Here is a 432-nt window from a genome sequence, read left to right on the forward strand (position 1 = left end):
ACTACGCTTCGCAATCGGCATTTGCGGGATGAGCGTGGCGGATTGCGGCTCGCATTTACTGGCAAATCGGGCAAAATGTGGAGTCTCAAGCTTTCCGATAAACGAATTGCGCGTATCATACGCTCCATACAGGAACTGCCTGGGCAGCAGTTATTTCAATATATTGACGGGGCGGGTGATCGCTGTCCCGTCTCCTCTCAGGATATAAATGACTATCTGCGAGTGACTATGCGGTCCGATTTCACGTCGAAGCATTTTCGAACTTGGGCTGCAACGGCAACTGCCCTTGAGTTGCTACGCTGTCTCGATTTGCCTGACAGTGACAGGGCGCAAAAGCAAAGGCTTAATAGCGCAATCGATAAGGTTGCGCACATGCTCGGCAATACAAGAACGGTATGCCGGCAGTCTTACATACATCCTGCCATCCCCGAA

Annotated in this window: 1 pseudogene; it reads left to right on the forward strand. The window is 51.4% G+C overall.

The annotated features are described in order from the left end of the window. Positions 1–432: pseudogene (locus tag F9K91_RS25620) on the forward strand (DNA topoisomerase IB); the annotation flags it as partial.

The sequence above is a fragment of the Brucella tritici genome, assembly GCF_008932295.1.
GTDB lineage: Bacteria > Pseudomonadota > Alphaproteobacteria > Rhizobiales > Rhizobiaceae > Brucella > Brucella tritici.